19 protein-coding genes and 1 other annotated feature are annotated in these 24,125 nt (G+C 49.3%); all 19 genes read right to left on the reverse strand.

The window, feature by feature from the left end:
• Window positions 1-96: 96 nt before the first annotated feature.
• The gene (locus CI595_RS01665; RefSeq protein WP_095171063.1) at window positions 97-1,410 is read right to left on the reverse strand and encodes a hemolysin family protein; all 1,314 of its coding nucleotides are present in this window, start codon (window positions 1,408-1,410) and stop codon (window positions 97-99) included.
• A 260-nt stretch (window positions 1,411-1,670) separates the two neighbouring features.
• Window positions 1,671-2,255: a sigma-70 family RNA polymerase sigma factor gene (locus CI595_RS01670; protein ID WP_095171065.1), complete on the reverse strand. Its 585-nt coding sequence runs from the start codon at window positions 2,253-2,255 to the stop codon at window positions 1,671-1,673.
• A gap of 3 nt (window positions 2,256-2,258) precedes the next feature.
• Window positions 2,259-3,008 carry a 23S rRNA (guanosine(2251)-2'-O)-methyltransferase RlmB gene (rlmB, locus tag CI595_RS01675; protein ID WP_095171067.1) on the reverse strand — a complete coding sequence of 250 codons (750 nt, stop codon included), beginning with the start codon at window positions 3,006-3,008 and terminating at the stop codon, window positions 2,259-2,261.
• A complete protein-coding gene (locus tag CI595_RS01680) occupies window positions 2,983-3,432 on the reverse strand; it encodes a Mini-ribonuclease 3 (protein WP_095171070.1) in 450 nt (149 codons plus the stop codon). Before CI595_RS01680 ends, rlmB begins: the two co-directional genes overlap by 26 nt.
• Complete coding sequence (cysS, locus tag CI595_RS01685; RefSeq protein ID WP_095171072.1) at window positions 3,417-4,823, reverse strand: cysteine--tRNA ligase; 1,407 nt, start codon at window positions 4,821-4,823, stop codon at window positions 3,417-3,419. Before cysS ends, CI595_RS01680 begins: the two co-directional genes overlap by 16 nt.
• 4 nt (window positions 4,824-4,827) lie before the next feature.
• Entirely contained in the window at window positions 4,828-5,499 is a 672-nt protein-coding gene (epsC, locus tag CI595_RS01690) for a serine O-acetyltransferase EpsC (RefSeq protein ID WP_095171074.1), read from the reverse strand.
• A 56-nt stretch (window positions 5,500-5,555) separates the two neighbouring features.
• Window positions 5,556-5,768 (reverse strand) — a binding site (T-box leader).
• A gap of 50 nt (window positions 5,769-5,818) precedes the next feature.
• Window positions 5,819-7,651: a sensor domain-containing diguanylate cyclase gene (locus CI595_RS01695; RefSeq protein WP_162291784.1), complete on the reverse strand. Its 1,833-nt coding sequence runs from the start codon at window positions 7,649-7,651 to the stop codon at window positions 5,819-5,821.
• 5 nt (window positions 7,652-7,656) lie between these two features.
• The gene (locus CI595_RS01700; RefSeq protein ID WP_095171078.1) at window positions 7,657-9,750 is read right to left on the reverse strand and encodes a two-component system response regulator; all 2,094 of its coding nucleotides are present in this window, start codon (window positions 9,748-9,750) and stop codon (window positions 7,657-7,659) included.
• A 4-nt stretch (window positions 9,751-9,754) separates the two neighbouring features.
• Window positions 9,755-12,979, reverse strand: a complete 3,225-nt coding sequence (locus tag CI595_RS01705; protein ID WP_095171080.1) for a PAS domain-containing protein — start codon at window positions 12,977-12,979, stop codon at window positions 9,755-9,757.
• A 190-nt stretch (window positions 12,980-13,169) separates the two neighbouring features.
• A complete protein-coding gene (gene gdhA, locus CI595_RS01710) occupies window positions 13,170-14,504 on the reverse strand; it encodes an NADP-specific glutamate dehydrogenase (RefSeq protein ID WP_095171082.1) in 1,335 nt (444 codons plus the stop codon).
• Between the two features lie 222 nt (window positions 14,505-14,726).
• Window positions 14,727-16,280, reverse strand: coding sequence for an ABC-F family ATP-binding cassette domain-containing protein (locus CI595_RS01715; RefSeq protein WP_095171084.1), 1,554 nt, complete (start codon window positions 16,278-16,280; stop codon window positions 14,727-14,729).
• A 90-nt stretch (window positions 16,281-16,370) separates the two neighbouring features.
• The gene (gene ispF / locus CI595_RS01720; protein WP_278278002.1) at window positions 16,371-16,904 is read right to left on the reverse strand and encodes a 2-C-methyl-D-erythritol 2,4-cyclodiphosphate synthase; all 534 of its coding nucleotides are present in this window, start codon (window positions 16,902-16,904) and stop codon (window positions 16,371-16,373) included.
• A 508-nt stretch (window positions 16,905-17,412) separates the two neighbouring features.
• Window positions 17,413-20,013, reverse strand: coding sequence for a heavy metal translocating P-type ATPase (locus CI595_RS01730; protein WP_095171090.1), 2,601 nt, complete (start codon window positions 20,011-20,013; stop codon window positions 17,413-17,415).
• A 29-nt stretch (window positions 20,014-20,042) separates the two neighbouring features.
• The gene (locus CI595_RS01735; RefSeq protein WP_065542703.1) at window positions 20,043-20,306 is read right to left on the reverse strand and encodes a metal-sensing transcriptional repressor; all 264 of its coding nucleotides are present in this window, start codon (window positions 20,304-20,306) and stop codon (window positions 20,043-20,045) included.
• A 126-nt stretch (window positions 20,307-20,432) separates the two neighbouring features.
• Window positions 20,433-21,461, reverse strand: coding sequence for a DUF2804 domain-containing protein (locus CI595_RS01740; protein WP_095172336.1), 1,029 nt, complete (start codon window positions 21,459-21,461; stop codon window positions 20,433-20,435).
• 82 nt (window positions 21,462-21,543) lie between these two features.
• Complete coding sequence (locus CI595_RS01745; RefSeq protein ID WP_095171092.1) at window positions 21,544-22,320, reverse strand: ZIP family metal transporter; 777 nt, start codon at window positions 22,318-22,320, stop codon at window positions 21,544-21,546.
• A 321-nt stretch (window positions 22,321-22,641) separates the two neighbouring features.
• Window positions 22,642-23,067, reverse strand: a complete 426-nt coding sequence (locus CI595_RS01750; RefSeq protein ID WP_095171094.1) for a flavodoxin — start codon at window positions 23,065-23,067, stop codon at window positions 22,642-22,644.
• Window positions 23,068-23,108: 41 nt separating this feature from the next.
• Complete coding sequence (locus CI595_RS01755) at window positions 23,109-23,660, reverse strand: DUF3793 family protein (RefSeq protein WP_095172337.1); 552 nt, start codon at window positions 23,658-23,660, stop codon at window positions 23,109-23,111.
• 6 nt (window positions 23,661-23,666) lie between these two features.
• Window positions 23,667-23,954 carry a DUF2325 domain-containing protein gene (locus CI595_RS01760; RefSeq protein WP_065542705.1) on the reverse strand — a complete coding sequence of 96 codons (288 nt, stop codon included), beginning with the start codon at window positions 23,952-23,954 and terminating at the stop codon, window positions 23,667-23,669.
• Window positions 23,955-24,125 lie beyond the last annotated feature (171 nt).

Genomic DNA, 24,125 nt, shown 5'->3' on the forward strand with positions numbered 1-24,125 from the left:
TTGACAATAGGAATTCTGCCCGGCTGCTGAACGTTTTCTTACGGCCTCACAGTAAATGCGCAGGCATGCTGAACCGTTACTTTACTTCTTACTATTTTAACAGGGTAAAGGATTTTCGTCAATCAGATGGAGCGTGGTATTGCCGATTCTGTGATTTTCCACAGAGTGCACTTTTACCCGCACACCTGAGAATTCGCACTCAAACCGCTCGCCGTTCTTTGGCACCCTTCCGATAATACTGCAGATAAATCCGTTGAATGTGTCATAAGTATCGGTTGGAAGGCGGACGCCCAGAGCTTCCGCCACGTCATCCAACGGTGCACAGCCCTGTATCTTCCACTCTTTTTCTCCGATTTTCTCAATCTCTTTCGGCCGCAGAGGTTCCTCCTCCTCGTAAAGCTCCCCAACAAGGGCCTCCATCAGGTCATGGAGAGTGATGATACCTGATACACCGCCGTACTCATCGACCAGTACAGCAAAATATGTCCTGTTCTTTTTCATATTGGAAAAGAGCACATCTGCTTTCATTCCATCCGGCACAAACCACGCCTTATCCACAGCCTGCTCCATGACAGCCTCACGTGACCTGTCCTTCATGCGGAAATAGTCCCTGGTATCCAGAATTCCCACAACATCGTCACAGCTCTCACCGCACACGGGATAAAAAGAATGACGGCTGCGGCATATGGTATCCTCCCATTCCTGCATATCATCCTCCAGATACAGGGCATCCACATCAATACGGTGGGTACAGATCTGCTCCGCATCCATATCGTCAAAATCAAAAATATTCTGGATCATCTCATTTTCCTGGGTATCAATGGTTCCCTGGGCATTTCCTTCCATGAGAAGCATACGGATTTCCTCCTCGGAAACCTTCTCCTCCTCTTCTTCCGGATTGATACCCATAAGTTTCAAGATCAAGTTTGTGGAGACCGTCAGCAGAAACACCAGGGGCGCAAATGCTCTGGACACTGTATAGAGCATGCCCGACATGGACAGCGCCATGGAATCGGCCTTTTTCATGGCAATCCTTTTGGGCACCAGCTCACCAAATACCAGATTAAAATAAGCCAGTATCAGCGTGATCAGAAATACAGCTATGGATTTCAGCACTGATTCCGGTATGGACACCCCTGCGGCTATAAGCTTTCCTACCAATGGCCCGGCAAAATTTTCCGCAGCAAACGCACTTCCCAGCAGTCCCGCCAGGGTAATGGCAACCTGGATCGTCGCCAAAAATCTGGCCGGCTGTTCTGTCAGGGCAGACAGCTTCACAGCCCTTTTATCACCATCTGCCGTCAGCTTCCGCAGCCGTGTCTCATTCATGGAGATCACTGCAATCTCCGCGCTGGCAAATGTAGCATTCAAAAAAATCAAAATAACCTGTAAAAGTATTGCTCCTATCATAACTCATATACCTCCTAAAATCGTACTATGGAATTTCCCCTCATGACAGCGGGGTTTTAAAAAAACACAAAAAGGCACAGCCTGTATCCGGATCTCTCCGTATACAGACCACGCCTTACTTATCCATAATACGACATGGGGCAGCTAATCTGCTATATGCACTATCACTATCGTCGCTATCCTCCATGTGCGCAATCACATCCCTTCGTCTTATTGTGTACTAAGATACCACCAAAATGTCCATATGTCAATGCTGTTTTTTACTCTAAAAATTCTCTGATCTTCCCTCGTATTCTCTGCAGGGCGTTGTCTATGGACTTTGGGCTTTTTCCCATATCTTCTGCAATCTGAGTATACGTCATACCCTCCAGATAAGAATCCAGCACCTGGGTCTCAAAGGGGCTTAAATGCTGTCTGATCTTCTCCTGTATGACATTCACATTCTCCCTGTCAATGACAATGGCCTCCGGATCCTGCTGCTCAAAGACCAGGCTGTCCAAGATAGGGCTTTCCTCCTCGCTGAGGGAAATGTAAGAGTTCAGGGGCTTATTTTTAAGCCTTCCCGACATTTCAATGGCCTTATAGAGCTGCCGTTCCACACACAGGTTGGCAAAGGTTGCGAATGTGGCGCTTTTCCCCGGCTGATAATCTCTCAGCGCCCGAAACAGGCCGATCATTCCCTCCTGGATCAGATCCTCCCTCTCACCGCCCACAATGAACATGGCATGGGCTTTTTTCAGGACCATCCCCTTGTATTTTTCCATGAGATAGTCTTCCAGCTCCTGCTCACCGCTTCTCAGCCGTTCAATCAATTCTTCGTCCGTAAATCGTTCGTAATTATCCATATTTTATCCTAAAAGCCGCTGCCTCACAATTTCATAAGCCAATACTCCTGCAGCCACAGAAGCATTCAGGGAATCAATATCCCCTTTCATGGGGATGGAGGCCACAAAATCGCATTTTTCCTTTACCATCCTGGATACGCCTTCCCCTTCGTTTCCGATCACAAGGCCAATCGGACCTTTTAGATCAAGCTGGTACATGCTGGTGCCGCCCATATCCGCACAGACGAACCACAGGCCTTCCTTCTTCAGCTCCTCAATGGTCCTGGCAATATTGGTCACTCTTGCCACCGGCGTGTAATTCAGGGCGCCTGCCGAGGTACGGGCCACAGTGGCCGTAAGCCCCACCGCCCTGTTTTTTGGTATGACAACCCCGTGGGCACCTGCCAGGTTGGCAGTACGGATGATGGCCCCCAGGTTGTGAGGGTCTTCAATGTTGTCGAGGACCACCACAAAAGGCGGTTCCCCTTTCTCTCTTGCCTTATTCAGAATATCTTCCACCTCAGCGTAATCATAGGCTGCCGTCATGGCAATGACTCCCTGATGTTTTCCTGTCTCTGACATCTGGTCCAGGCGCTCCTTTTTCACGAACCGCACCATGGTATCATGCTTTTTCGCCTCTCTTAGGATGGTGCGGACAGGGCCGTCCTCGCATCGCTCCAGCACGAACAGCTTGTCCACTACCCGGCCGGAACGAAATGCCTCCAGCACTGTGTTGCGGCCTTCCACTTTACTCTCCTGGAATTTCTCTTCCATCTGCTTCTCCTTCTTCCATACCTGTTTTAATCAGCTCCAGCATCCGTTCCCACTGCTCCGTAAGATACAGATATCCCATCAGCGCCTCAAAACCGGTTGCCCTTCTGTAATCTGACATGCTGGCATTCTTGGCCATGGTATAAGATTTTGCATTTCTGCCCCGCTTAAATACCGCTGTCTCCTCCTCTGTGAGATGAGGTTTCAATTTCTCTATCATGGCGGACTGTGCAGACGCCTTCACGAGCCTGCTTGCCCGGTTATGCAGCTTATTTACCTGCGTGTTACCCTTTTCCACCAAAATGGTGCGGATGACCAGCTCATAGATGGCATCCCCGATATAGGCCAGGGTCAGAGGAGAATACGTTCTGATATCCGTATCCTCCAGGCCAAACATGTCTTTCAGCATTTTTAAGCTCTCTTCCATTGTACACCTTCTCTTGTATCTTTCAAAATGATGCCCATGGAGGCAAGCTGGTCACGGATCTCATCCGCACGTGCAAAATCCTTTGCCTTTCTGGCTGCCTGGCGTTCTTCGATGAGGCGCTCCACATCAGAGTCCAGAACTTCTTCTTTTTTATTCACGAGCAGTCCCAGTATATCACACAAGCCTGTGATCTTATCAAAGAGCAGCTTTACAAATGCCTTTGTGCTGCCGCTTCCCGCCTGGGTGTTGGTGAATTTCACAAGCTCAAAAACAGCTGCAATGGCATCCGCTGTGTTGAAATCATCCTCCATGGACTCCTCGTATTTTTTCACATAGCCTTCGATCTCAGGAAGCAGTGCCCGCTCTGCCTCTGAAATCTCCTCACCCCCGGCATTTTCAAGCAGGTGTTTTAACTGGTCCACACATGTCACAATACGGTCCAGAGCGTTCTTGGAAGCCTCCATCAGCTCCGCACTGAAATTGAGAGGACTTCTGTAATGGGCATTCAGCATAAAGAAGCGGAGCACCTGCAGGTCGTATTTCTCGCCAATCTCACGTACTGTAAAGAAATTGCCCAGCGATTTTGACATCTTCCTGTTGTCAATATTCAAAAATGCATTGTGCATCCAGTATTTAGCGAAGATCTTGCCATTGCAGCACTCAGACTGGGCGATCTCATTCTCGTGGTGAGGGAATACCAAGTCCTCACCGCCTGCATGGATATCAATCTCCTCACCCAGATATTTTTTAGACATGACAGAGCACTCGATATGCCAGCCCGGCCTTCCCTCGCTCCAGGGGGATACCCAGTAAGGCTCCCCTTCTTTTTTCGGCTTCCAGAGTACAAAGTCTAAGGGGTCTTCCTTCTGGTCCTCGCCTGATACCTGGATGGAGCGGAATCCTGACTGCAGATCATCCAGATTCTTGTGAGACAGCTTTCCGTACTCACTGAAATTCTTCACTCTGAAGTATACCGTACCGTTTACCGCATAGGCAAACCCTTTGTCAATAAGGGTCTGGATCATATGAATCATACCGTCGATCTCCTGGGTTGCCAGGGGATGGGTAGTGGCAGGCTTTACATTCATGTCCGCCATATCCTTTTTACATTCTTTGATAAAGCGCTCGGAAATCTCTTCCGCGGGAACGCCCTCCTCAATGGCCTTTGCAATGATCTTGTCATCCACATCCGTGAAATTGGATACATAATTTACATCATATCCTTTGTACTCCATATATCTTCTCACGGTATCAAATACGATCATGGGCCTTGCATTTCCAATGTGGATAAAATTGTATACGGTGGGTCCGCACACGTACATTTTTACTTTTCCTTCCTCCAGGGGAACGAAATCTTCTTTTCTCTTTGTCAGGGTATTATAAATCTTCATGTCTTTACTCCTTTTCTTCTATTACTTCCTGAAGCGCGTATTCCAGCTTTTGCAGCTTGGACTTCAGGTGTTCATTCTCACTCTGCAGTTTTCTGATGTCCTCCAGTACCGGGTCAGGCAGATGCACCTGGTCCATATCACTTCTGGGTACCTTCTGGTTTTCCCGCTTCACAATACGGCCCGGCACACCGACTACGGTACAGTTTGGCGGTATTTCCTCCAGCACTACGCTTCCGGCACCGATCTTGGAATTTTCCCCTATGGTAAAGGAGCCGAGTATCTTCGCTCCGGCACTTACCATCACATTGTCCTTCAGGGTGGGATGGCGCTTGCCGGTCTCTTTGCCCGTACCGCCCAGTGTCACACCCTGATAGAGGGTGACATTATTCCCAATGACTGTGGTCTCACCGATGATCACACCGGTTCCGTGGTCAATAAACAGTCCCTTTCCTATTTTTGCCCCGGGATGGATTTCAATACCTGTTTTTCTGGCTGCCCTCTGGGAAATCCATCTGGCAAGGAAATAATGACCTTTTTCATAGAGCTTATGAGCCCTTCGATACTGGATCATGACTCGAAAACTGGGATACAGAAGGACTTCCAGCGGCGTCTTGATCGCCGGGTCCCTTTCCCGGATAACCTGAAATTCTTCTTTTATATGTTTGACAAATCCCATGGTTTTATTTCCTTTCTATTATAACAAAAAACGTCCCTATATGGCTGTTAAGGCCATATAGAGACGAAGATATCACTCCGCGGTTCCACTCTATTTGAGGACAATTGTCCCCCGCTCACACCCTTAACGCGGGCTTACGGACCTTCCTGCAAAAGGCCGGTCAGCTCCCGGACGCACTTTCACCCTTTCCTTTTTGGACAGCTCTCAGCCGGTGACTGTCCTTCTCTGTAAAAATTCCCGGAGTTACTCTTTCCGTTCACAGCTTTTTCCATATCTTTTTATAGTTTATGCATAAATGCCCTGTTTGTCAATGGATTTTTCACCTGCTGATGCAAAAACCGTCTTTATCCGACTTTTTCACCCGGTACATAGCCGTGTCCGCGGCCCGGTAAAGCTGGGAGAAGGTGCAGCCGTCCCTGGGGCTTATGGCAATGCCGATACTGGCAGATACCAGCCTCCCGGCGCCTTGGATCTGAATATCCCTTATGGCCTCCAGTACCAGGGCCGCTTTCTTTTCTGCCATTTCAGAATCCACATTTCCCTGCAGGAACACTGCGAATTCATCCCCGCCCATACGCACCACCAGATCGTCTGAGCGAAAGGTTTTGTTTAAAACTTCACCGACTTTTTTCAGGACAATGTCCCCCACCTCGTGCCCCCACTTATCGTTGATGCTTTTAAAATCATCCAGATCGATCATAAAAAGGACACCTGCGGCATTCTCTTTTAATCTCTGTGATATTTTTCCCACTGCGGATTTGTTGTAGGTGTTGGTGAGCACGTCTCTTTCACTGATCTCCATCAATCTCTGTTCCCTGTGTTTGACCTCTGTAATATCCTGCAGCTTGCCCACCACCACGCTGGCGCTTGCTTTTTTGTCAAATATGGCCTTCAAGTGGCAGGAATACCAGTTATACCGGCCCTCCTTTCCCTTTACCCTGAGCTGTATGCTGCGGGTATCCAGAGAATGGGGCATTTCCTTTAACGTTCTGTACACGATCTCCCTGTCATCAGGGTGTACGCTTCCATTGTCAAGCCTATGGGAAAACTTTTCAAAGCGCAGGGTATCAAGGCCCAGCATGTCCCTTGCGTTGTTGGTAAATTCCAGTACATCCTGCCCGCAGAAATACTCAAACAGTACCGTATCGGAAAACTGGGAAAGCGCTGCGAAGCGTTTCTGTTCCATCACCCGCGCTCTCTGCTGCTTTCTCAAAACAACAAAGACTACACTGACAACAGCTATTGTGAGTAGGATGAGGAGCATTCCCGTGAGGAGCACATTTCGGTAAACGGTATGGGAACTGACCAGCACATTGTCCTCACTGACGAAGTTGGCAATATACCAGCCATTATAATCCATTTTTTCCACAGATACATAATAGCTTATTTTGTCCAGGGAGATCTTGTCCGTAATTTCCGTATTTCTACTCTTTTCCAGCATATCCCTGACTTTGTTCTCATCGTCCTTTGATATCCCTCTCTCCTCCAAGATCCCGAATAGACTGCTGTCCGTGGCAAAATCAGGAACTTTGGAATAGACGATCTCCCCGTCCCTGGCCGTTATAAAGGTGCTGACCTCCTTATACATCCTGCTTTCCTGTGTCACAGATGTGAGGATCGTAGCCGGGATTTCCGTCTGCAGGATCCCGGTAACACTTCCCCCTTTGGATACGGGAATACCCACTGCAAAATAATACTTTCCCTCCTCGTCCACACGAAAATGGTCTGAGACGGTGGAACCGTTTTGAAGAAGCTGCTGATAGACTTTCTGTTCTGTGAACCAGCAGTCCCCCTTCTCCAGTTCCTTTCTTATTTCATCCATATCCAGATACTCCAGATGATACCCCTTATTCTTATCCCCAATACGGTTGAGAAACGGCCCGAACCAGTCCTCTTTGGCCGACAGCCCGTTGGTATCCATCACAGCCGCCACGGCCCCCATGGTACTCAGAATGTCTGATATCTTTCCATTGAGCTGTCTCTTCTGGTTTTTTGTGTAGGCAGAGAGGTTATTCCCGATCAGGGTGTCATACTCCTCATTGAGTTTGTTCTGCTGCACTGCAAAAATGGCGGAGACCAGAATAATAAATATGAGACAGCAGGTCCCCAGCACGCCCAGCAGCTTCCCTGTTCTTTCCGGATGTTCCTTCATATCCATCAGCCCTTTACGTTTTCTCTTGCCATCAGCAGACCGGTAAACGCATCTGCCGGCATCGGTCTTGCATAATAATACCCCTGTCCGTATTCACAGCCGACAGAGCGCAGAAACTCTCCCTGCTCTTTTGTCTCGATCCCCTCCGCAATGGTACGCATACCGAGTTTTTTCGCCATCCGCACCAGGGAAGCCAGGATCTCAGGCCCTCTGCCGGAAATACCCTGATTCTCTAAAAACTTCATATCTAATTTCAGGATATCCACCGGTACGTCCTTCAGCATATTCAGAGAGGAGTATCCGCTTCCGAAATCATCCATCAGCACCTGGAACCCATAATTCTGAAGCTCTTTCATGGCTGCCAAAAGCTGCTGAGGATTGTCCGTATAGGCACTCTCCGTAATTTCCAGGCGCATCATACCCGGCTCCAGCCTGTAACGCTCCGTCAGATCAATAATGCTTCTGCAGAGATTGGGATCATAAAACTCCAGCCTGGAAACATTGACAGAGACAGGGATACTGCAAAGACCCCTGCGCCTCAGTTCCAGGATATTTCTGCAGACTTCCTCTCTTATGTAGGCATCCAGCTTGATGATAAAACCATTATGTTCAAAAAAAGGAATGAAAAATCCGGGTGACACCATTCCCTTTTCCGGATGGTTCCACCGCACCAGCGCCTCTGCACTCACTACTTCCCCTGTCTTCAAATCCACAACAGGCTGGTAATACACCTCGAACTGCCGCTGGAGAAGCGCCTCCTCCATGGAATTGGTAAGCTGCTGTTCGCTGAGGACCACCTGGTGGAGTTCGTCATTATATACCGCGTAGGAACGGTTTGAATTTCCCTTGACTGTGCGCAGCGCCAGGTTTGCCCTGTCGCACATCAGATCCACGGACATCTCTCTGTCTTCTATGGTATAGACTCCATAATAGAGATTGATCTTCTGCTCTATCTTCACAGATGACAGACTTTTATCCATCTGCTCCCGTACATACTGCAGTTCCTCCGTTCCCGCAGGCAGACATACGGCAAAATGGTCTGCCTCCAGCCTGCCATAGGTACCTTTGCTCTTCAGGCATTTCTGAAGCCCCTCAGCTATGAGGAGCAGTATCCTGTCTCCCATAAAATTGCCGTACAGCTCATTGATCACTTTAAAACGCTCAATATCAAACTGCACCATATTATAAGTGCCTTCCGGGTTCTGTTTCAGAAAATCCGCGGTCTTCCTGCAGAAAGTGGAACGGTTATAAAGCCCGGTGAGGGCATCATGCTCCAACAGGTATCTCAGCTCCTGATTTTTCTGTTCTATGAGAAGTTCGTTCTCCCGGCTCTCCGTCACGTCAATATTTACAATGCGGTAAATGGGGACTCCGTCCTCCTCCTTGTATTTCAGCGCATTCAAACTCAGCCATCTAAGGCCTTTGTCCTTTCGCCTCACCTGATGGACCACGGAGATCCTTTCATTGCTGTCCTGATTTTCCCTGAGCCGCCCGAGAATATATTCCGTATCACCGCCAACCCACAAAGCGGTCAGGTCTTTGCTGAATCTCTCCTGAAACTCCTCCCGGTCATAGCCGAACTGGCGGCAGAACCCGTCATTAAAATACTCCACCTGCACCTTATCTGTCACCTTCCAGACACCAATACCGCCCGGAACAGAATCAATCAGGGAATTCAGCTCATTTCTGGTCTCAAAAAGGGCATTCTCAAGTCTTTTCCGCTCCAGAATATGCTTTACCACAATATTCTCCACACGTTTTTTCACCACCATGGCCCGGTACGGCTTGTTGATAAAATCGTCCGCTCCGAGTATCAGCGCGTGCTCCTCTGATTTTTCCTTCTCTGAGGTTGCCATGATGACCGGAATACCGGATAGGGCCTTGTCCTCCTTCATGGTCTTCAGAACCTCAAATCCGTCCATACGCGGCATGACAATATCCAATAGGACCACATCAACCGGCTGGCTGCGCAGGATCTCCATGGCTTCCGCTCCGTCTGCGGCCTGAAGAATGCTGTACTCATCCTCAAATATATTCTCCAGGAGCGCTCTGTTCAATTCTACGTCATCTGCAATCAGCATGGTTTTTTCTCTCTGCATCTATTTACAACCCTTCCTCGTTTTTCTCCTGTCTGTTCCCGGAAGCCTCCGGCACCCCGCAGAATTTTTCTATCATATCCTGCATCTTCTTCACATCCACGGGCTTTGCCAGAAAACCGTTCATACCGGCTTTTTTGGCTGCTTCCACATCCTCCTGAAACGTATTGGCCGTCATGGCTACGATAGGTACAGAACCTGCATCCTCCCGCTCCATATCCCGAATGGCGCGCGCAGCCTTCAACCCGTCCATAACCGGCATCTTCAGGTCCATCAGTATCATCCCGTAGGTATCCGGCCCGCTGTGGGCAAAGCGCAGCACAGCCTGCCTTCCATCCGCGGCCACATCTGTCCGGATCCCCCACATTTTCAGGAGTTCCGCTGTTATCTCCGCATTGATCTCATTGTCCTCCGCCAGAAGGATTCTCAGATTTTCCCATCTGCACGCATACTTTGGAGCCTCTTCCCCGCATATGCTTCCCCTTCCGAGAGGCAGCGTGAAATAAAATGCAGCGCCTTCACCCAAACGGCTTTCCACCTTCAGGGAACCTCCCATTAGCGCGGTCAGGCTTCTGCTGATAGAAAGGCCCAGTCCGGTTCCCATCTGGCGGTTTTTTGCCCCTTCCACCTGCTCAAACGCTTTGAATATCCGCTCCTGGTCCTCCACGGCGATTCCCGGCCCGGTGTCCTTTACCAAGAAACGTACCGGCAGAACCCCCTGTTTCTCAGGCAGAACTGCTGCCTCCAGACAGATACTTCCGCCCTCCGGCGTAAATTTCACCGCATTGGACAACAGGTTCAGGAGAACCTGCTTGATGTGCATACTGTCACCTTCCAAAACATCTTCCTCATTCTCTGCACAGACTGTAAAACGGATCTTCTTTTCCTTTGTCTGCATAAGCAGAATGTCTCTTATCTCTTTCATCATCACCTGAAGAGAGAATGAAGTTTTTGTTATCTTCATTTTTCCGTTCTCGATCTTGGACATATCCAGTATATCATTGATCAGTGCCAGAAGGTAGCCGGCAGACACCTTGATCTGCTCCAGCCTGTCTCTGGAACCGCCAGAGCGCTCCTCTGTTCTCAGCGACAATTCCGTAAGACCGATGATGGCATTCATGGGCGTACGGATCTCATGGCTCATCCTGGACAGGAAATCAGACTTGGCTCTGTTGGCCCTGTCCGCAGCCTTCAGTGCCTCCTCCAGTTCCCGGCGGCTGTCCTCCTCTTTCTTCATCACATCGTGCACATCCCTGGATGTCATCAAATACATATCCCGCTGTCCCTCAAAGCAGCAGATGCGCAGTTCCTTATACCTGCCATCACCGGAGAGATAGATAAACTGCACCAGGTCCGTATCTTTCTGAAGACATTTCCCCAGATTCTCAAGGCTTATTCTGGAAAGCCACAAATCCCTGTCCCTCTCTGCCACATAATGTCCGGAAAACTGCTTTGCTGTTGCATCATACACTCCCGCAAGCGGAATGTCCGGATATGCCTCCTTATCTGAAAACCGCATGGCATACTGATTCTTTTTCGCGTCTATAATGCTTAAATATTCGTAATCATGCTCCATGGTAAAATCATAAATAGCCTGAAGACGAATGTTGTCCAGCTCTGTATTTTTTTCTTTTGTGATATCCTCGGCAATTCCAATGACAGAAACCGGTGTCCGCTCTGCCCCGTATTCCACCACAGATAAAAAGGACCTGCACCAGGTTCCCGTTCTTTTCATCCGGAATTCGCAGGATGCCGTCTTATTCCCCTCATAAATCCGGGCAAACATCTCTCGGTATTCCTGCGCAAATTCCGCCTCCACAAACTCCTCAATAAAGCTTTCCGGCATATGATCATATTGTTTCCTGCACCCGAAATACCGGCAGGTGCGCGCTGAATTTAGGAGTGTCCTCTTTTCCGGATAGTAATAGAAATCATAAAATGCCGTATTTTCCAAGGAAAATCTGAGAAGTTCCCGGCTGGCCTCCACCTCTCTTTTGAGATTCAAATTCCTCATCTCTGTCTCTTTGCGCTTGTGGATGTCAATAAATACACTCTGGAAGACCAGCTCCCCATCCATGTCATAGAGAAGCTCCGCATTTCCTACAATCCAGCATTTTTCCCCATCCCTTTTGAGAAGTCTGTATTCATATCCTTTCCGGTCGCCTGCTTTTCGGAGGGTGGAAAACTCCCTCATCACCCGTTCCCTGTCCTCTTTTGCCACCAATGCAGGCAGATTCCAGTCTTTTTTTGCCCAAAATTCTTCCGGGGTATAGCCGAAAATGCGCACAGCCTCATTGTTTGCCATCCTGAATTCCACTTTCATGTCATCCGTAGCCTTATACTGGACAATACCGCACAGGACAGACTGCATAAGTCTGTCATACCATTCCTTCTGCCGTTCGATCTCCCGGCTGTGCTCCACCTCATCGGTAATATCCCGGATCGTACTGATGCAGATCTCCCTGCCGGAGTCAGAGACCACCTTTCTTCCTATATCATTGACCCAGATATAACTGCCGTCCCTGCGCCGCATTCGGTACTGCACCTCGTATTCCTCATCTTCCGCAAGGGCTTTTTCCACTATCTCGTCAACCTTTGGGGCGTCCTGGGGATGCATACAATTCATCACTTTTCCGTCTATGTCCCCCACATATCCTTCATAGGAATCATATCCCAGATAATTGAGAAGCTGGTCATTGATAAAATACAGCGGAAATCCTTCCTCTATGTATCCCCCCATCATACCTCCGGGTATACTCCGTTTGATCAAGTCCATAGAGCGGTCTGAAATCTGCTTCTCCATTTCTTTTCTGGATCTCCTGCCTGTGGAGTCCGGAAAATATGTCTCTTCCTCCTGATCCGCTGCTGCTATGGATGCGTGGATAGATACAATGGTCCATCCCTTTTCTTCCCTTTTACAGAACGCAGTGACCCGAAGGTTAATGGAGATCTCCCCGCGCTCAACCTGCATCCGGACCAGAACAGAAGCACACACATCCAGGTCCCTGCTCTCCACGTATTCAAAATCTATATGATAAGGCATGGGGTCCATACGGATCTCTTCCCTGAGTGCCTCTAAAGCCTCTGCTTTGTTCCTGGCAAACTCCTGTTCGCCGGTACCGATCCACTGGATATCACGGTGCAGAAAACCCTCTGTCTTCTCCACGCTGCGCTCCACCAGATAGGCGTTAAAAAACGATTTTACCAATCTTTCCGCAAAAGGGTTCTTCATGCATACCTCCCCTGCATCTTCCTGCAGTCTTCACTATTCTTTATTATAGCTCACAGCGCGCCTGCAAACAAGATTTTTCCAGACAAAAACGGACGCAAAATCCTGTGATTCTGCATCCGTTTCTTACAAGAGGCTGATTTCTATCTATTTCATTTCTATTTTCAAGGAAGGCTGTTCAAATCACAAAAACTTAGCAGATGCCCTGTGCAAGCATTGCTTCTGCAACTTTTTCAAATCCGGCTACGTTGGCACCCATTACATAATTGCCCTCATTGCCGTATTTTTTCGCTGCATCCGCCATATTGTGGCAGATGTTGACCATAATACCCTGTAATTTTGCGTCTACTTCTTCAAAGCTCCAGCTCAGGCGCTCACTGTTCTGTGACATTTCCAGTGCGGATGTGGCAACACCGCCTGCATTGGCAGCTTTGCCCGGCGCAAAGATAACTCCGTTCTCCTGCAGATATTCGGTAGCCTCCAGTGTGGTAGGCATGTTAGCGCCTTCGCATACTGCAAAGCATCCGTTAGCGACTAACTGTTTTGCATCTTCTAACTGCAGCTCATTCTGGGTCGCACACGGAAGGGCAACGTCCACTTTCACGCTCCATACCCCTTTGCCCTCATGATATTCTGCGTTAGGTCTGTAATTTTTGTACTCTGTCAGACGGGCACGTTTTACTTCTTTGATCTCTTTTAAAGCTGCCAGGTCAATGCCTTCCGGATCATAGATCCAGCCTGCGGAGTCGGAGCAGGTCACCGGTTTAGCACCTAACTGGTATGCTTTCTCAATGGCATAAATGGCAACATTACCTGCACCGGATACTGCCACTGTCTTGCCGGCAAGTTCTTTGCCGTTTAATTTCAGCAGCTCTTCTGTCAAATATAACAGACCATATCCTGTAGCCTGTGTTCTCACCAGAGAACCGCCGTATGTCAGGCCTTTGCCTGTGAGAACGCCTTCGTAAGCGTCGCGGATCCTCTTATACTGTCCAAACATAAAGCCGATCTCTCTTGCGCCAACACCGATATCACCGGCAGGTACATCTGTGTCCGCACCGATATGTCTGTACAGTTCTGTCATAAAGCTCTGGCAGAATGCCATAACCTCTCTGTCGGATTTTCCTTTCGGGTCAAAGTCAGAGCCGCCTTTACCGCCGCCGATGGGAAGCCCGGTGAGAGAGTTTTTGAAGATCTGCTCAAATCCCAGGAACTTGATGATTCCCAGATATACGGACGGATGGAAGCGGAGTCCTCCTTTGTACGGTCCGATCGCACTGTTGAACTGTACACGGTAGCCTTTATTCACCTGCACATTGCCATTGTCATCCACCCACGGTACGCGGAACATAATGATGCGTTCCGGCTCTACCAGACGCTCCAGCAGTGCTTCTTTGCGGTATTTTTCTTCGTTTGCATCAACAACCGGTTTCAAAGACTCCAGGACCTCTCTGACAGCCTGATGAAATTCCGGTTCACCTGGATTTTTCTTAACTACTGATTCAATTACCTCATCTACGTATGACATGACAATCCTCCTATAGTGATATGTGTAAAACTTATGTAGGTTATTATAAAACCTGCTGCCAGATTTTGCAAGTTTTATTTTTAGTTCCTGCAGATTTTTTCATAAATTTTACTTTTTCCAGACTTTTTCAAAGAAAAGTGAATCTTTCTTTTGTGAAAGTGTCATATACTTCTCCCGTTTAAAGTGTTTTATTTGTAGCGTATTGACAATAAAGATTTCCTGTCAGATTCTGGTTGTCCACTCTGAGCAGTCCCACACCTTGGATACCAGGCCGTCGTAGAACTCCGGTTCATGGCAGACCATGAGGATCGTACCTTTATATTCCTGCAGGGCGCGCTTTAACTCCGCCTTGGCATCCGCGTCCAGATGGTTGGTTGGCTCATCCAGCAAAAGCAGGTTGCTCTCCCGGTTCAGGATCTTGCAGAGTCTGACTTTTGCCTGCTCCCCGCCGCTCAACACGCGTACCAGGCTCTCAATATGCTTGGTGGTCAGGCCGCATTTTGCCAGGGCCGCCCTCACCTCATACTGGGTGTAAGCGGGAAACTCCTCCCATATTTCTTCAATACATGACCGCTTGTTGCCCTGGGGCATTTCCTGTTCAAAGTAACCGATCTCCAGGTAATCCCCCAGACGTACTGTGCCGGACAATGCAGGGATCAGTCCCAAGATACTTTTCAAGAGAGTCGTCTTGCCGATGCCGTTTGCTCCCACAAGTGCGATCTTCTCCCCCCGCTCCACGGTCAGGGTCAGGGGTTTTGATAATGGCTCCTCATAGCCTATCACCAGTTCTTTTGTCTCCACCACAAAACGGCTGGGGGTTCTGGCTGTGAGGAAATGAAATTCCGGCTTTGGTCTTTCCTTTGCCAGCTCGATCACATCCATCTTGTCCAGCTTCTTCTGTCTGGACATAGCCATATTCCTGGTAGCCACCCGGGCTTTATTGCGGGCAACAAAATCCTTCAGCTCGCTGATCTCCTGCTGCTGCCTCTGGTACGCAGCTTCAAGCTGGGCCTTCTTCACGGCATAGACCTCCTGGAAATGGTCATAGTCCCCCACATACCGGTTCAGCTGCTGGCTGTCCATGTGGTAGATCAGATTTACTACCTGATTCAGGAAGGGGATGTCATGGGAGATCAGTATAAAAGCATTTTCATATTCCTGCAGATACCGTTTCAGCCATTCAATGTGCACCTCGTCCAGATAATTGGTGGGCTCATCCAAAAGCAGGATATCCGGTTTCTCCAGAAGCAGTTTCCCCAGTAAGACCTTGGTCCTCTGCCCCCCGCTCAAATCCGTCACGTCCTTGTCAAGACCGATATCCGTAAGGCCCAGTGCCCTTCCCACTTCCTCCACCTTGGAGTCTATAATGTAGAAATCGTGCACGGTGAGCAGGTCCTGAATGGTGCCCAGTTCCTCCATCATCCGGTTCAGTTCCTCCTCGGAAGCCTCCCCCATGCGGTCGCAGATGGCATTCATGTTCTCCTCCATCTCAAAAAGCCAGGCAAATGCAGATTTCAGCACATCCCGTATGGTCATTCCCTTTTCCAGCGCGGTATGCTGGTCCAGGTATCCCACGCGGACATTCTTAGCCCACTCAATCTTTCCCTCATCCGGCATCAGCTTGTTGGTGATAATATTCATGAAGGTGGATTTTCCCTCACCGTTGGCCCCCACAAGACCGATATGCTCGCCTTTTAAAAGGCGGAAAGATACATCCTGAAAAATAGCCCTGTCACCGAAGCCGTGGGACAGATGTTCTACGTTTAATATACTCATGTTTCCTAATCCTCTCCTGTTGTTCTTACTTTGTAACGGCTGCTTTCCTTCACAGCCGCTTTTTTCTTTGGAGGCTGCCGAAACGCCACATTACTTTTTCTGGCAGCAGCCGCCGCAGCCGCTTTGCATGCGGTCATCCATCATCAGGTCTCTGGCGTCTGTGAGCGCGCAGATGGCCTGGGCGGAAATCCCCTCCCCTGCCCCTGTAAAGCCAAGGCCTTCCTCTGTGGTGGCCTTTATATTGACCTGGTTTTCCTCCAGATGCAGGACCTCTGCTATATTTTTCCTCATAGTATCAATATGAGGCAGCATCTTTGGTTTCTGGGCAATAATAGTTGCGTCAATATTATTGATCACATACATATTTTCTTCCAGAAGGGTTCCCACATGGGCAAGCAGCTTCATACTGGATATGCCCTTGTATTTTGGATCTGTGTCCGGAAAATGCCTGCCGATATCATGAAGCGCCGCAGCGCCTAAAAGTGCGTCCATAATGGCATGCAGAAGCACATCCGCATCAGAATGTCCCAGAAGGCCTTTCTCCCAGGGGATGTTCACGCCTCCCAGTATCAGATCCCTTCCCTCTGTCAGTTTGTGTACATCATAACCCATACCTACACGTATCATAATATATCTCCTTTCCCGCCGTTCTTTTATCTATTACGCGGGTCTGCGCCGGGATTTTTCCGGGGTTTGCCGCTTTCTTCAATTTTCATTTTTTCGGCCATACGCAAAGTATAACAGATAATCCGTCTGCATGACAAGGCCGTCCTGTGCGCTATCGGCAGCAAAAGGCAGAACGTTACTGTCCACTCCGTGTCCGGTAACACGCTTCGCGATGCACAGATATGGAGCATTCTGCCCCATATCGCGCTGGCTGCCTCGGGATTTTCATGCTACCGGCATGAAAACGCCTTCCGGTACAGTGGCCTGTGAACAGTAACACGCTTCGCGATGCACAGATATGGAGCATCCTGCCCCATATGGCGCGGCCTGCCTCGGGATTTTCATGCTTCCGGCATGGAAACGCCTCCCGGTACAGTGGCCTGTGAACAGAAACGGCAGAACACCCCTTTTCATGGATGTTCTGCCTCTTTTAAACCTTTGTTTTTACAGGTAATGCGAAGACCTGCTATGCAGTTATTTCCGTCACTTCATATCCCGCATCCACAACCGCTTTTTTCAGCGCGTCCCCGGATACGTCCCCGCTGGTTTCCACATAGGCGGCCTTGTCCTCCAGGTTCACGTCTGTCTTTGTCACGCCCTCCACAGCGTTCAGGGCCTTTGTCACTGCTGCCTGGCAGTGTGCACACATCATTCCTTCGATCTTCATAGTTATCATCTTTGTTTCCTCCTTATTTTCCGGCAGTGTTCTGCCTTGATCTCCATTGTCAACGGTTTCTGTCTGCTCCTTTTTGGCAGGTTTCTTCAGTACATGGAAGAAGCGAAGCCGCAGGGCATTGGTCACAACAAAAAAGCTGCTGAGACTCATGGCTGCCGCGCCGAACATGGGGCTTAACTTTAAGCCGAACATGGGATAAAGAAGCCCTGCCGCCAGTGGGATCCCACAGGCGTTATAGAAAAATGCCCAGAACAGATTCTGTTTAATATTGCGGATGACCGCTTTGCTCAGGCCCACCGCTGTCACCACATCCAGAAGATCACTCTTCATGAGTACAATATCCGCACTCTCAATGGCAACATCTGTACCTGCGCCGATGGCGATCCCCACATCAGCTCTGGCAAGTGCGGGGGCGTCATTGATACCGTCGCCAACCATGGCTACAGTCCTTCCGCCCTCCTGGAGCCTTGCCACTTCCCGCTCTTTGTCCTGAGGAAGCACCTCGGCAATGACGGTGTCTATAGAAAGCTGCCGTTTGATCGCCTCGGCAGTTCTTCGGTTGTCTCCTGTGAGCATGATGACCTCAATACCCAGTTTCTTCATCTCCCGGATCGCCTGGGCACTTGTTTCCTTCACCACATCCGCTGCGGCAATGATCCCAAGTATCTCATTCTCGTCAAAGAACAGAAGGGGTGTCTTACCCTCTTTTGCCAGACGTACCATATCCTGATCCCGGCTCTCCGCAGCAAGCCCCTTCTCCTTGGCAAACTTCTGATTGCCTGCAAAGTACCGTTTGCCGTTTATCTCCGCCTGCACACCTCGTCCGGGCACAGCAAGGAAATTCTCCGCTTTGGCAGGTTTTATGCCCTCAGCTCCTGCTTTCTCCAGAATGGCTTCTGCCAGGGGATGTTCACTTTTTTCCTCCAGGGCGGCCGCCACTGTGAGCAGCTCTTTTTCCGAACGTTGAAACGCAAGGATATCCGTTACCTGGGGTTTGCCCTGGGTGATAGTACCTGTTTTGTCCAATACAACACTTTTTATGTTGTGGGTGATCTCCAGTGCCTCACCGGATTTGATGAGGATACCGTTTTCCGCGCCTTTTCCCGTTCCTACCATAATGGCCACCGGTGTGGCAAGCCCCAGTGCGCAGGGGCAGGAGATGACCAGCACCGCAATGGCACAGGAGAGCGCAAATTCAAAGGTCGCTCCCGCAATGAGCCAGGCCGCTGCCGTGATCAATGCGATCCCCATGACAATGGGTACAAAAATACCCGCGATCTTATCCGCGATCTTGGCAATGGGCGCTTTGCTGGAACTGGCTTCCTCCACCAGGCGTATGATCTGGGAAAATGTGGTGTCATCCCCCACTTTTGTTCCCCGGAAACGGATGAATCCTGCCTTGTTCATAGTAGCCGCAATTACCGTATCTCCCACACTCTTCTCCACAGGTATGCTCTCCCCGGTGATGGCAGCCTCATCCACACTGGTGCTTCCCTCGATGATGATACCGTCCGCGGGAATGCTGCTGCCGGGCTTCACAAGGAAGATATCTCCCTCCAGGGCTTCCTCCGCGGGAATCTCGATCTGGCGTCCATTCCGCTCCACAACAGCCGTTTTGGGTGCCATATCCATCAGTTTCCGGATGGCCTCACTGGTCTTGCCTTTGGAACGTGCTTCCAGATATTTTCCTACATTAATGAATGCCAGGATCATCACAGCAGACTCAAAATACAGATCATGCCTGTACTGGTCCACAAGGGCGATATCCTGCACACCCAGCCCGTAACCTATCCGGTAGACGGCAAATACACCGTATACAAGGGATGCCGCAGAACCGATGGCGATCAGAGTATCCATATTGGGCGCCCCGTGCATTAAGGTGGAGAACCCTTTGGTATAATACGCCCGGTTCACAAATGCCACCGGAAGGCAGAGCAGAAACTGGGTCATGGCAAACCCCACCGCGTTCTCCGGACCGCTTAAAAATCCCGGAAGAGGCAGCCCTGCCATATGCCCCATGGAGACATACATGAGGGGAATCAGAAACAGGAAAGAAAGGATCATCCGGTTCCTCATCTCGTGCATATGTTTTTCCACCGGAGATTCCCCGGGCTTTGCTGCTGCCTGAGAGGCTTTCCCGGCCCCGGAAGTCTTCCCGGCGGTTTCCGCATTCTCGTGTTCACCTGCAGCCGCGGCACCGTAGCCGGCGTGTTCCACTGCATTTTCTATATCCTGCACAGACAGGGCGGACTCATCAAAATCCACCTGCATGCTGTTCGTCAGCAGGTTTACGCTGACATCCTTGGTGCCGGGCAGCTTTCTGACACATTTTTCCACCCGGGAAGAGCAGGCGGAACAGGTCATGCCCGTCACATCAAATTTCTGTTTCATAATATTTCGCTCCCTTCAGCTGCTCGTGATCATTTTAATATTTTGCCCAACATAGTCACAAGTTCATCCACCTTTTCTTCTCTTTCTTCATCCGTATCCGCATTTTTGATGCAGTTTTTCAGATGGGCTGTGAGAATTTCCTTGTTAGCCTTGTTCAAAATGGCTTCTGTCGCCATAAGCTGCTGGGAAACGTCAATACAATACCTGTCTTCCTCCACCATCTTCAGAATGCCGTCTATCTGCCCGCGGGCTGTTTTCAAAAGACGGCTGATCTTTGCTTTATCTGCCTGCATGTACACAGCTCCTTTCCTGTATGCATTTCTCCATCTATCACTACACCCCTGGGGGGTGTTATTTCTTACAAGACAACAATAACAAAAAATGGAGCAAAAGTCAACACTTTTACTCCATTTTCTTTCTCACCATTTATTTCTTACTTTTTCCGCAAATCCCAGCATGTGGCGAATCTCCAGTTTTTTCCCGTCGTCTAACACCGCAGTGCCGTCAAAATGTCCGAACACCTGATGCTGGTCACTCAGGATGATTCCCGCAGAAGTATACGCTTTGCGGTCCAGCACAGGGGTAAAGGTCAGATCCAGCCGGTCGTCCGACGATGTAAAATACCAGGGTTTCAGATATTGTTCCTTATGCTCCTTCTCACCGGGAATATGAAATCTCACCTGGTTCAGCTTATGGGCATGGCCGTCATAGAACAGCATATTTTCAGAGGCCGCAGAGGTATCCCCAAACCCGTAACCCAGATTAAAGCCGAAAACTTTTCCGTCGATCAGCCCCTGCATGGCGCTCCAGTACCAGGTGTTGCTGTACGTCCACACGCCCCGCCCCCAGTCCAGCAGCCCGAAACTGTCTTCGCGGCTGAAAGAATGGCGCCGGCCCTTGTACTCCACCACACCTTTTGCCCGCATACCGATGATCTTCTGGTTATAGTAAAATGCCTTTTCCTTTTCAAAAGGAGTGGCGATCACCATGCTGTCCCTCGGCTCATCATCCAGTATGATCTTCATCCGGATCGGCTCCTTTTCCTCAAAGTCTTTCATCCAGGCCCTGAGTACCCGTCTGCCCTCCTCCACCTGAAACGAAAAATAACATTTCCTATCCCGGTATCTTGTCTCTCCATACCGGGAGTCAGGCGGCAGATTTGTCTTTCCCATGGGAAAAACCGTCATTGGACTCACTGTCCGCTCTGTCCTGTTGTCAAAATCCAGAAAGGAGATGCTCATAAGCCCCATATAGCTGTTGTCATCCACGGTCAGCGCCACCCCGAAATGCGGATCATAGATCAGATAATAATCCCACTCCTTAATCCTGAGAGGGTTGGCCTGAATCTTTTTCCTGTCATATTTTTTCACCAGTGACATGGCATATCCGGCCTGGGCCAGATTCCCCTGTTCATCCAGCAGTTCCCCGGGTTCCAGTTTTTTCTGCATGTAGATCCCCCTTTCACACAGACGCCTGCGTGCTGCCGTTTTGCTTTCCGGTGTGAACCGGACAGCCGCCGCCACGCATGATTTATCCAAGTGCCACATCTAATATCATCATTATCACAAACCCAACGGCAAAACCGATGGTCGCGATATTTGAGTGATCTCCCTCACTGGCCTCCGGTATCAGCTCTTCCACCACCACATACACCATAGCACCCGCTGCAAAAGACAGCAGATACGGAAGAACAGGGGTGATATAAGACGCCAGAAGGATCGTAACCAGCGCTCCTATCGGCTCCACGATCCCGGACAGCGTTCCCATACCAAAAGCGCGAAGCCTTGAATTCCCCTCGCTTTTCAGAGGAAGGGAAATAATGGCTCCCTCCGGGAAATTCTGAATGGCAATACCAATGGAAAGGGCAAATGCGCCCATCATACTGATATCCGAATTCTTCGCCAGCATACCTGCGAACACCACTCCCACTGCCATCCCCTCCGGTATGTTATGAAGCGTTACAGCCAGCACCAGCATGGTATTCTTTTTCAGGCTGCATTTTTTCCCCTCCGGTTCACTGCATCCCAGATGGAGATGAGGGATCAGCCGGTCCATCAACAGTAAAAACAAAATTCCAAGGCCAAACCCCACCGCTGCCGGGATAAACGCTAATTTCCCCATATGCTCCGACATATCCATGGATGGAATGAGGAGCGACCACACAGAAGCTGCTATCATAACCCCCGATGCAAATCCCAGAAGCATTTTCTGCACCAGTGGTTTAATCTCGTTTTTCAGGAAAAACACACAGGCAGCCCCCAGTGTCGTTCCCGCAAAGGGAATTAAAATCCCCAAAAATGTATTCATGTTCTTTCACCTGCTTTTCTTTTTATATGCTTACCGCATCTTTACTTTGCAGCAAATGGAATCCGGACATCCGCTCCAGCTCCTGCTTTGCTGCCTGTTAACTTAAGTTAAAATTATTGTAGCATAATGCCGGACAAATTGCACTATTTTTGTTAAGTTTTCTGTTGGATGGAATCAATTCCCGTTGCTGAACACTGGGAAGTGTGTTGCCGGGCACAGCGTGAACAGGAATCAATCCCCGTTTACAAATAAAAAAAGCCCTGTAAAAGAAACAAGCATAAAACCGCTTCTTTTACAGGGTCCGAATATGTATGGGCGTGATTACTGAGCCAGCGCTTTTCCCAGCTTTCTGCAGGCCTCTTTCTCCTCATCTTTGGGTTCCTCGTTGCAAATGACACTGTCGCAGACAAGTACCGCTTTGTCTTTCCTGCAAGTTTCCTCCCAGGAACGCATCCATTCACCGTCTCCCCAGCCATAAGAACCGAAAAGAGCAATTTTTTTGCCGTTCAGTTTTGGCTCACAGTCGGAAAATAAAGGTTCAAATTCTGTCTCCTCCAGTTCCTCGTCCCCCATGGACGGGCATCCGAAAGCCACTGCGTCGAACTCCTCTATCTTATCTACGCTGAATGTATCCGGGGTAAAGGAAGCGGCCTCTGCTCCCGCTTCTTTTGCACCTTCTAAAACAGCCTCTGCCATCATCTCCGTATTACCTGTTCCGCTCCAATATACAACTGCTATCTTACTCATGCTTTCATCCTCCATATTTTATGATCATCTGCCGGCAGTTTTTATGCCGCCACTGCCAGCTCCCGGACAGGTCTGCCCTGCTGCCAGAGTCTGAGATATATCTCCCTGCATTTCCGGAATTTTTTAAACAGTTTCATGGTCTCGCATTCATTGCAGTATACTTTCCAGCATCCCGCACACTTACTGTTTTTTCCTGCGTTTTCAATAAATCCCCTCACATCTCCCAAGGGGTATCCCAGAAACAGGCCTATTTCATGAGGGAAGTCCTCACCTTTCTCAAGCCGCATGCGCAGCCGTTTGATCGCCCGGTCAACGTCAATATCCGTATATCCGCATCCTTCCAAAAATCCCGCAACGCCGGGCCTTGCCAGGTCTTCTTTCAGTTTCTGCCTTCTGTACACATAGATCAGGGCTGTACCTTCCCGCTTTCTCACAACCGAAAGGGAAATCCCCTTCTCCGCAAACTGCTGCGTCAGGCTTTCAAGCTGGCTTTCCAGCCCCTCCCAGGAGTCATAGGGCATATTAAACAGATTTGCCGTCTTGATGGATGCCAGTGTGGGAGAACAATGTTCTATCAGATAGCGTTCCAGCATAGTCACTCATTCCTTTCCTGCATATTCTTCTAAAACACTGTGCAGAGCCGCGGCACTGCTTGTGTGCACCCTGGCTACCGGAATCTGATTCTTCTTTGCCTCCTGGAGGGCACTTACCACCATCTTATGAGAAACCGTGTTGGTGAATAGGATCATTAAATCCGGGCAGCCCAGTTTTTTCTTCATGGCGCCTTTCTCCTTGGCAAAAACCTTTGCCTTACAGCCATGGCATTTACAGATATTCTGATACTGACAGACCATTCTCTCATTTCCGCCTACAATGACAATACTCATGGGCAAATTCTCCTTTCAAAAAGTTAGTGTTAGCTAACTCGTATTTTTTATTAGAGCGGATGTATGGAAATACATCCGCTGATTGGGTTGTGTATGTTTTTGTGGAGTGATATCTCAGTTAGCTTCAGCTAACTTATGTCATATACTATACACACTTTTATGGTATGTGTC

Source organism: Blautia hominis (genome assembly GCA_002270465.1).
Lineage (GTDB): Bacteria > Bacillota > Clostridia > Lachnospirales > Lachnospiraceae > Blautia > Blautia hominis.

Coding starts and splice junctions, on each gene's coding strand:
- CI595_RS01695 (WP_162291784.1), bottom strand. CDS start 7,651: ATGAAGGAACATCCGGAAAGAACAGGGAAGCTGCTGGGCGTGCTGGGG.
- gdhA (WP_095171082.1), bottom strand. CDS start 14,504: ATGTCATACGTAGATGAGGTAATTGAATCAGTAGTTAAGAAAAATCCA.
- CI595_RS01705 (WP_095171080.1), bottom strand. CDS start 12,979: ATGAAGAACCCTTTTGCGGAAAGATTGGTAAAATCGTTTTTTAACGCC.
- CI595_RS01735 (WP_065542703.1), bottom strand. CDS start 20,306: ATGCAGGCAGATAAAGCAAAGATCAGCCGTCTTTTGAAAACAGCCCGC.
- CI595_RS01740 (WP_095172336.1), bottom strand. CDS start 21,461: ATGCAGAAAAAACTGGAACCCGGGGAACTGCTGGATGAACAGGGGAAT.
- CI595_RS01670 (WP_095171065.1), bottom strand. CDS start 2,255: ATGGATAATTACGAACGATTTACGGACGAAGAATTGATTGAACGGCTG.
- CI595_RS01750 (WP_095171094.1), bottom strand. CDS start 23,067: ATGAGTAAGATAGCAGTTGTATATTGGAGCGGAACAGGTAATACGGAG.
- epsC (WP_095171074.1), bottom strand. CDS start 5,499: ATGGGATTTGTCAAACATATAAAAGAAGAATTTCAGGTTATCCGGGAA.
- CI595_RS01700 (WP_095171078.1), bottom strand. CDS start 9,750: ATGCAGAGAGAAAAAACCATGCTGATTGCAGATGACGTAGAATTGAAC.
- CI595_RS01715 (WP_095171084.1), bottom strand. CDS start 16,280: ATGAGTATATTAAACGTAGAACATCTGTCCCACGGCTTCGGTGACAGG.
- CI595_RS01755 (WP_095172337.1), bottom strand. CDS start 23,660: ATGCTGGAACGCTATCTGATAGAACATTGTTCTCCCACACTGGCATCC.
- CI595_RS01665 (WP_095171063.1), bottom strand. CDS start 1,410: ATGATAGGAGCAATACTTTTACAGGTTATTTTGATTTTTTTGAATGCT.
- CI595_RS01760 (WP_065542705.1), bottom strand. CDS start 23,954: ATGAGTATTGTCATTGTAGGCGGAAATGAGAGAATGGTCTGTCAGTAT.
- rlmB (WP_095171067.1), bottom strand. CDS start 3,008: ATGGAAGAGAAATTCCAGGAGAGTAAAGTGGAAGGCCGCAACACAGTG.
- CI595_RS01730 (WP_095171090.1), bottom strand. CDS start 20,013: ATGAAACAGAAATTTGATGTGACGGGCATGACCTGTTCCGCCTGCTCT.
- CI595_RS01680 (WP_095171070.1), bottom strand. CDS start 3,432: ATGGAAGAGAGCTTAAAAATGCTGAAAGACATGTTTGGCCTGGAGGAT.
- cysS (WP_095171072.1), bottom strand. CDS start 4,823: ATGAAGATTTATAATACCCTGACAAAGAGAAAAGAAGATTTCGTTCCC.
- CI595_RS01745 (WP_095171092.1), bottom strand. CDS start 22,320: ATGAATACATTTTTGGGGATTTTAATTCCCTTTGCGGGAACGACACTG.